The 8,013-nt window shown below is 54.4% G+C and carries 5 protein-coding genes; 3 read left to right on the top strand and 2 right to left on the bottom strand.

From position 1 onward, the window contains the following. Nucleotides 1-171: 171 nt before the first annotated feature. Complete coding sequence (locus tag OCV31_RS03390) at nucleotides 172-1,308, bottom strand: copper amine oxidase N-terminal domain-containing protein (protein ID WP_267303785.1); 1,137 nt, start codon at nucleotides 1,306-1,308, stop codon at nucleotides 172-174. 5 nt (nucleotides 1,309-1,313) lie between these two features. Next, on the bottom strand, nucleotides 1,314-1,808 hold the full coding sequence (locus tag OCV31_RS03385; protein WP_148472616.1) for a hypothetical protein: 495 nt from the start codon (nucleotides 1,806-1,808) through the stop codon (nucleotides 1,314-1,316). 117 nt (nucleotides 1,809-1,925) lie between these two features. On the opposite strand from OCV31_RS03385, the gene OCV31_RS03380 reads away from it, so the two are divergent. The 3 genes from OCV31_RS03380 to OCV31_RS03370 all read left to right on the top strand — a co-directional run bounded on the left by OCV31_RS03380 (nucleotide 1,926) and on the right by OCV31_RS03370 (nucleotide 7,931). Beyond that, nucleotides 1,926-2,627 carry an ABC transporter ATP-binding protein gene (locus tag OCV31_RS03380; protein ID WP_148472614.1) on the top strand — a complete coding sequence of 234 codons (702 nt, stop codon included), beginning with the start codon at nucleotides 1,926-1,928 and terminating at the stop codon, nucleotides 2,625-2,627. A gap of 1 nt (nucleotide 2,628) precedes the next feature. Then, nucleotides 2,629-6,480 carry an FtsX-like permease family protein gene (locus tag OCV31_RS03375; protein ID WP_148472612.1) on the top strand — a complete coding sequence of 1,284 codons (3,852 nt, stop codon included), beginning with the start codon at nucleotides 2,629-2,631 and terminating at the stop codon, nucleotides 6,478-6,480. A gap of 95 nt (nucleotides 6,481-6,575) precedes the next feature. Beyond that, entirely contained in the window at nucleotides 6,576-7,931 is a 1,356-nt protein-coding gene (locus OCV31_RS03370; protein WP_148472610.1) for an MATE family efflux transporter, read from the top strand. The last annotated feature ends 82 nt before the right edge of the window (nucleotides 7,932-8,013 follow it).

The following is an 8,013-nucleotide window of genomic DNA, read 5'->3' as shown; positions in this document are numbered from 1 at the left end:
CTCACGCTCTTTTAGTGTAAAATGAGAATAATGATTCATCGTTCCTCCTGGTTGATTGGTTTTCGTCGACACAATTTTACCAGAAAACGGTGGATCATTTTTTGTTGCACTTAGATTGTAAATTCAAGGTACAAAAAAACGGCGCCTTTTCGGGCGTCGTTTCTGTTTCGATCAGTCGGAGGCACCGCCGATGACCATTTTGCCTTGGCGCATGAGGTAGAAGTGGTTGTTCATGCCAAAGGCGCGGTGGAAGGTTTTGTCGGATGGGGGCGATTGATAGAGGCTGTCGTCGCCAAAGATCCGTTCCATGTATTTGCCCAGGTTTTCTTCTTTTCCTGCGCTGTTTTTTAATCGATAGTTTTTACCGTTCCATACCACGTTCATGTCGGATTTCGAGGGCAGGTAGCGGACTCTGCGGCCCTCATCTTCGTATTTCAGAATGGTGATGGGGTAGGTTTCCGGAGCGGGATCCGTCGTAAGGCGGATGGAATCGCCTTCGACATTAAGCTTCATGTGTTTGGCATCGACGAAGCAGTTGATGGCAATGTAGGCTTTGTTCCCGCGGATTATATAATTGTCCATGGCGTACATGCCGAAGTTCAGTCCGTCGGTGGACGTGACGTAGCGGCAGTCGTAGGTGATGCCGAAGCCGTCTTTGGCCTTCATATTGATCGTAAGGTCCAGGGGATCGTCGCTAAAAGTCATGCCTTCTTGTTTGTAGCTCATGGTCATGGCTTTGGCAAAGGCATCGGCCTGAACGTAGAGCTGTCCCTTTTCGGCGAAGGCGTTGATTTGCCCCTTATCCTGTCCGTCGAGGGAGAGGGCCATGTCTTTCGCGCCGAAGCGATTGACATAGGGCACGGGCTCTTCGTTTCCGATAATGGCGGCCCGCTCGCTATCGTCCCAACGCACCGGGTAGCCGAAGAGTTCGGCGATGGCGCGCAGGGGCACGTAGGTGTAGTCGTTTCGAATTTCCGCCGCAACATCGGTGGTGGCCAGCTGATTGCCGTTGGCGTAAATGTCGCGGCTGCCGATTTTTACGCTGAAGGTGGGCATGTTTTTCACGCGGTCGTTGGCCGGGGTCATGGTTACCCTGCGCTCAGCGCCGTTCCAGGTGACGTCGAAGCCGAAGCTTTCGGAGATCAGTCGCAAGGGCACCATGACGCGGCCTTGTTTAATGTAGGGCATGTCTTCGCCGCCGGCCGGGTTGGAGCCGTTGATCCACAGAGTGAAGTCGGCGGCGTATGCGGCGGGAGCCGCAAAGAATAGGAGGGCCAGGGTGAAGAGTAGGGTAAGGCGTTTTTTCACGGGAATCATCCTTTCTTGTTTTTACTACCGATGTAGCTGTTTATTTTTTCATTCGCCAGATTTTTCGGCAGCAGATAGGCTTGTCCGGCGTCTTTGTAAAAGATGTAGAGGAAGTTTTCGTTTGCGATGAGGTCGCGGATCTCGTCGTAGGCGAAGGCTACGTCGCCGTCTGCGATGCCCGAATCGGTGATCGCCACCCGGTGCTCGCCTATGGGCAGGTCTTTTTCCATTTTGCGGATCAGCTTTCTCAGCTTTTTCTTCATGCTGCGGAAAAAGAAGGTGCGGTAAAGAAAGGGCCAGAGGATCATGGCGACGCCAAGGGGATAGAGGCCCTTCACGGGCTTTTTCGTGGCCATGTAAAAGATCGCGATGGCGAGAAAGACGGCGATGGGCGCGAGCATTTGAATGGTCATGCTGCGCTTGGCCGTGGGATTGTGCTTAAATAAATGCCATTGGTAGGCAAAGTAGTCGTCTTCGGTAATGGTAAATACTTCGTTCATGAAGCCTCCTTTCGGTCGCCGGTTTATAAATGTATTGTACTGAAGGAAATGGAGCCTTGCAAGGTGTTTCGCGGCTTTAAACGTGGTAAGATAGTCATAAGCAAAGGAGGGGATTTCATGGCCTATGTAGAATTTATCGAATCGACGAAAACCTACGGCACGGGATCGGCGAAGACCGTGGCCAACGACAGGGTTTCTTTTTCCATCGAAAAAGGGGAATTTGTCGTCATCGTCGGCCCGTCGGGAGCGGGCAAGTCCACGATTTTAAATATTTTGGGCGGCATGGACACCAACGATTCCGGTCAGGTCTTGGTGGACGGCAAAGACATTGCGGCCTTTTCCGACAGGGAGCTCACCACCTACCGGCGAAAGGACGTGGGCTTTGTCTTTCAATTTTATAATTTAATCCCCAATCTCACGGCTCTGGAAAACGTGGAACTGGCCAATGCCATCGTCGACGACGCTCTGGATGCGGAAATGATTCTGGAGCGGGTGGGCTTGGGCGAGCGGATGAATAATTTCCCGAGCCAACTTTCCGGCGGGGAGCAACAGCGGGTGGCCATCGCCCGCGCCCTGGGGAAGAATCCCAAGCTCCTTCTCTGCGACGAGCCCACCGGGGCTTTGGATTACAAGACCGGGAAGAAGGTGCTCCTTCTCTTGGAGGAAAGCTGTCGCAAACACGACCACACCCTCATCGTCATTACCCACAACCGAGCCATTGCCGATGCGGCAGACCGTGTTATCGAGATCAGCGACGCCAAGGTGCGGGCCATGTATTTAAACGAGCGCCCCGTGCCCATTGAAGAAATCGAGTGGTAGTATGGATGCGAGACAAAAAGATTTTCTGCGGGAGATCACCGGCCACAAAATGCGCTTTATCTCCCTCTTGGCCCTGGTGCTATTAGGGGTCTTCGTTCTCGTGGGACTCACGGTGACCGGGCCCATTATGCGCCGCACCGTGGCCGACACCCTGAAGAAATCCAACGCCTACGATTTGCGCCTCGCCGCTTCCGACGGCATGGAAGAGGAAGATTTGCGCCTCATCGCGGATATGGAAGGAGTGCGGGCAAAGGAGTATTTCCACACGGGCTATTTGACCACGAAGGAATTAAAGACCCTCTACCTCTCCTCCCTTCCGAAGCGGATCAGCCGCCCGATTTTAAAGGAGGGCCGCCTGCCCCGTGAAGCGGATGAGATTCTCCTGGATCCTACCTTGAAGGATACCTACAAGATCGGGGACACTGTGGTTTTTGAAAAGGAAGAGGATCTTCTCGACGAAGACGCCCCGCCCATGATGGAAGGTTATTCCTATAAAGTGGTGGGCTTTGCCACGAGTCCGATTTTCTTGGACAAAGCGGACAAAGGCACCACGTCCAATGGCGACAAGATCGACGGTTTCGGCTACGTCGCACCCTTGGCTTTTAAGGACCCCACAATTACGGAAGTGCATTTTCTCTTCGACGATCTGAAGAATCTCGCCGTTTACAGCGAGGAGTATAAATCTTTGAACACCGCCCACCGAAAGGAATTTCGCCACCGCTTCAAGGACCGGGGCGACGCGCGGCTGGACGAGTTGTTGGCGGACAAGCGAAAAGACATCGACGAAGGGGAAGCGGATATACGAGAAGGCTACGACGAATTGGATCGGGGCCTGGAAAAAATCGACGAAGGGGAGCGGAAGCTGGATCGCGGCGCCCGCGCCCTCAGGGACAATCGGGCGAAGTTTGCCCGCGGCCTCTCTCAAGGGGAAAGGAAATTGGCCGAATCCCGGGACAAGCTGAATCAGGCGAGAAAGAGCATTCTTTTTCAGGAAGATCAGTTGAGTAGCGGCGAAAAGGCCCTTCTCGACGGAAAAAATGCCGTGGCCGCCGCTATGAGCGACATTCAGGGCAAGGAAAGCGAGGCCCGCGGAGGTATCGCCCGTGCGGACACGGCCATGGATCAGATTTTAAAGGAAGAGGCGGCGCTGAACGAGGCGAAGCAGAAGCTAGAGGCGGGGAAGATCCCCGATGTGCAGTTTCCCGATTTGCCGGAGCTGCCCTTTTCTGCCAAAGAAATCGCCAAGGCCCAAGAAAATGTGGCCGCCACCAAGGCCGCCCGCCCTGCGAAGGAAGCTACGGTCAATGAAAAGGCCGCCGCGGTACAAACTGCCCAACAGGCTTACGAAGCCGCACAAGGTGCCGTGAAGGACTTTGGTATGGATGGCGTGCAGGGGCGGATCGACGCATTGGATAAGAAGATCAGCGAACTCACCGCGCAATTGAATCAAGAGGGCGCGGATGCCGATGCAATTAAGGGGCAAATCGATGAAGCCGAGAATAAAAGGGCCGCATTGGAACAACAACTGAAAAATTCGGACTACCTCGCAGCAAAGGAAAAAGCGGACGAGGCGAAGCAGGCCCTGAACGCCGCTTCCGGGGAATTGGCGAAGGCTCAGGGCGCCCTCGCCGAAACCGACGGCATCATCGCCAAGGGAACGGAAATGATTCAGGGCCAAATGAAGGCACAGGCCGCCCGCGAGATCATGGCGGAAAAAATCCGCGCCCAACAGGAAGAACTGCGCAAGAAAAAAGAAGAATTGGAGGCCGCCAAGCGTGACCTCGCCGAAAAAGAAGCCTTCCTTATGGAAAAGAAGCGGGAGACGGCGGCGGGCCGCGCCAAAGCAAAAGAAGCTCTCGCCGCCATCGAAGCGGGCAAGGCGGAGCTTCGCCAAAAAGAAGGGGAATTAAGCGAAAAAGAAAAATCCCTCCTTCAAGGCAAGGCCGCCATTCTCGCCGCGAAAGATCAGCTCAGCGAAGGGGAAGATCAATACAGCAAGGGCAAATCGGATTACGCCCGTGAAAAAGCGGAAGGTCGGAAAAAGCTGGACGCCGCGGAAAGAGAGCTCTTAAGCGGCAGAAGCGACCTGGCTTCGGCCCGCGCCACCTATGAAAAGAAGCGCGCCGATGCCCTAAAAGATTTGGTGAAGGGGCAGGAAGACGTGGATCGGGCGAAGGAACTGCTCACCATTTTAAAAAAGCCCGATTATAAAATCACGCCTCTAAACGAAGAGATGCGTACCTTCGTCTTCCTGGACTACGCCCATCGGGTGGACAAGCTTTCCGCCGTGTTCCCCGTCTTTCTCTTTGCCATCGCCATGCTCCTCGCCTCTACGGTCATGAACCGCATGGTGGACGACGACCGCACGGTCATCGGCACCTACAAGGCCCTGGGCTACAACAACGGCGCCGTCGCCGACAAATACGTGCGTTTCGGCACCCTCGCCGCCCTCCTCGGCGGCATCCCCGGCGCCTTCTTGGGCAATTTCCTGCTGAGTAAGGTCATCGCCGAGGCCTATTTGGCCAGCGGCATCTTCGATCAGCTCTCCATGGCCCTCTATCCCGGGCGAATCATTCTCGCCATTCTCATCGGCATGGTGGCCACGGGCCTCGTGGCCTATGTGAGCGTGCACCGCAGCCTGAAGCTTAAAACCGCCGCCCTCCTCATGCCCAAGCCCCCGGCCAAGGGCACACGCATCTTCTTGGAACGGATCAAGTGGCTGTGGAGCCGCCTGTCCTTCTTCCAAAAAGTGACGGCGCGCAATCTCTTCCGCGACAAAAAGCGCATGGCCATGACCATCGTCGGCGCCATGGGCTGTGTGGCCCTCTTGGTGTTGGGCTTCGGCATTCGCACCTCCGTGGACGGCTTGGTGGAAAAGCAGTTCGATCAGCTGAATCGCTACGACCACCTGATTTTCTACGAGCCCCTCTTGGATAAAGAGGCTCACGAAGCCTACAAGGCGAAAATCGAGGGAGACAAACACATTCGCGCCAAATGCTCCGCCTATGTGGAAACCCTGGCCGTGGGCGATGAAGGCTACATCGACCAGCCCGTGACCATGATCGTTCCCGAAAATGAAAAAGATCTGAAACGGGTCGTGACCCTGAGAAACCGAAAGACCGGCGCACCGATTCCCCTAAAAGGCGCCGTGATCACGGAAAAACTCGCCGCCATAAAAGGCGTGGAGGCGGGAGGCGTCATCGAAATAAAAAATGACGACGACGTTCTCTACGACGTGCCCGTGGCCGCCATCACCGAAGGCTACGCCGGCCACTATTTGTATATGGATCCGGACACCTACGAAGAAATCTTTAAGAAGAGCTACAAGACCAATGGGGACCTCGTCGACGCCGCCAGGGCGGACGTGTCTTACTACAAGGATTACGATTCCGTCGTGGCCCTCACAGGCATCGGCGACATGCGCCACATGGTGGACGAAATCGCGGGGAACATTAACTTCATTGTTTTCGTCATCCTGGCGGCCTCCTCCACTTTGGCCGTGGTGGTCCTCTCCACCTTGACCAATATTAATATCGAAGAACGGCGCCGGGAAATTTCCACCATTCGCGTTTTGGGCTTCTACCCGAAAGAAGTGACCCGCTACATTTACAGGGAGACGGGAACATTAACGGCGGTGGGGATTCTCCTGGGCTTTGTCGTAGGCAAGGGCCTGCACCTTTTGGTCATTCGCGTGGTGGTGCCGGACTTCGCCATGTTGGATCCCAAGCTGGGCCTTTTAAATTACCTCTTGCCCGCCGCCATTACCGTGGTGATTTCCCTGCTCCTCATGGTCTACTTCCACAACAAACTCAAGACCATCGACATGGTGGAAGCATTAAAGAGTGTGGAGTAACTTGACTCGGCCTATGTGTAGTGGTAGCATAGTGGAATGGAAAAAGGGCCGAGGTGCCCTTTTTCATTTGTCAGAAAACCACAGGAGGTGAAAGAATGGAAGAAAACAGAATGGGCTACGAGCCCATACCGAAGCTATTGATGAGCATATCCCTGCCCATCGCCTTGTCCATGCTCGTACAGGCCCTGTACAATATCGTGGACAGCATCTGGGTCTCCCGCTTAGGAGAGAAAGCCCTGGCGGCGGTGAGCATGGCCTTTCCCATGCAAATGCTCATTAACGCCTTTTCCATCGGCGTCGGCGTGGGCATGAATGCCCTTTTGAGTCGCCACTTAGGCGCGAAAAATCAGCGGGAAGCCAATCTCTGCGCCCAACACGGCATTCTGCTAAATATGATCGTCGCCATTCTTTTTGCCGTCTTCGGGACCATGGCCTCGCCGCAGTTAATCGGCATGCAAACCGCCGATCCCGAAATCATAAAAGACGGGGTGCGCTATTTAAACATCTGCTTTATGTTCAGCGTGGGTCTTTGCGGCCAGATCTGCATGGAGCGGCTTTTGCAATCCACGGGCCTTGCCGTCTACAGCATGTACACCCAGCTCTTCGGCGCGGTGCTGAACATTATCCTCGACCCCTTCTTTATTTTCGGCTGGGCCTTCTTCCCGAAACTGGGCGTCGTCGGGGCGGCGGTGGCCACGGTAACGAGCCAAATCATCGCCTTTCTATTCGGCCTCTATTTGAATTTCAAGCGGAACAAGGAAATCAACCTCCTTCAAGATCACTTCCATGTCAACGGCGACATCATTAAGGGTATTTTGGCCGTGGGCATCCCCTCGGCCATTATGATTTCCGTAAATTCTCTGTCCGTTTTTTTGATCAACGCCATTCTCGCCGCATTCGGCGCCGCCGCCGTGGTGGCTCTCGGGATCTACTTTAAAGTGCAAAGCTTCATCTTCATGCCCATCTTCGGCATGAACAACGGCCTGATCCCCATCATCGCGTACAACTACGGCGCCGGGCACAGGGATCGAATCTACGAAGTCATGAAGCTGGCCTACAAAGTGGCCCTGGTGGTCATGAGCGTGGGCTTTATTATCTTCCAACTCTTTCCGGCGCAACTCATGGGCTTCTTCGACCCCTCGCCGGAACTCCTCTCCATCGGCGTCGTGGCCCTGAGGATCATCTCCTTCAGCTTTATCTTTGCCGCCGTGAGCATTATCAGCTCCGGAATCTTCCAATCCTTCGGCAACGGCCTCTTGAGCATGATCGTGAATCTGGTTCGCCAATTGATCTTTATTGTGCCCTTGGCCTATCTCTTCTCGAGAACCGGCGTCTTGGCCTATGTATGGCTCGCCTACCCCATTGCGGAACTCATGGCCATGCTCATCGCCATCGCCTTTATGAAAAAAGTAAACGAGAAAGAAATCAAACCCATTGTGGAAAGAGATTGATCGGTGCACCTCACGGTGCACTTTTTTATTTGCCCGACTTGAAGGGCGGATCATGCCGTTTTATAATAATGAGAGAAAGATT

This window comes from Aedoeadaptatus acetigenes, assembly GCF_025566985.1.
GTDB lineage: Bacteria > Bacillota > Clostridia > Tissierellales > Peptoniphilaceae > Aedoeadaptatus > Aedoeadaptatus acetigenes.
This window is presented reverse-complemented; position numbering and strand designations above follow the sequence as displayed.

Bases quoted from the DNA above. Each gene is read 5' to 3' on its own strand.
- OCV31_RS03380 (WP_148472614.1), top strand. From the start codon at position 1,926: ATGGCCTATGTAGAATTTATCGAATCGACGAAAACCTACGGCACGGGA.
- OCV31_RS03385 (WP_148472616.1), bottom strand. From the start codon at position 1,808: ATGAACGAAGTATTTACCATTACCGAAGACGACTACTTTGCCTACCAA.
- OCV31_RS03375 (WP_148472612.1), top strand. From the start codon at position 2,629: ATGGATGCGAGACAAAAAGATTTTCTGCGGGAGATCACCGGCCACAAA.
- OCV31_RS03370 (WP_148472610.1), top strand. From the start codon at position 6,576: ATGGAAGAAAACAGAATGGGCTACGAGCCCATACCGAAGCTATTGATG.